This window comes from Staphylococcus sp. GDY8P85P, from assembly GCF_017892405.1.
GTDB lineage: Bacteria > Bacillota > Bacilli > Staphylococcales > Staphylococcaceae > Staphylococcus > Staphylococcus borealis.
The window spans coordinates 1-257 of the sequence record NZ_JAESLA010000064.1; the positions used below are offsets into that span (position 1 = coordinate 1).

The window sequence follows — 257 nt, forward strand, 5'->3', positions numbered from 1 at the left end:
TATGGGGTATTTGTATCCCAAAAAAGTGTTTTTAATATTAGGAGCAGAAGGCAATTCATTGTACCGCAAAATGGCCCGATTATTGAACTATTTTTTAATAAAATAATTCCTACGTTCCCAATTCCAGAAAGCAATAATACTAAAAGCTTCCTCATCTGCTTTTTCCTCATCATCTGTCATATAATCTGTATCTTTTATTGGATATTTTGCCGTTTCATCAACGGGAGATTGAATATCTGACTTATGCTTATTTTTTG

General features: G+C 32.3%; 1 pseudogene. It reads right to left on the bottom strand.

The window, feature by feature from the left end:
• Positions 1–87: 87 nt before the first annotated feature.
• Positions 88–257 (bottom strand): annotated as a pseudogene (locus KA828_RS13455) (replication protein); the annotation flags it as partial.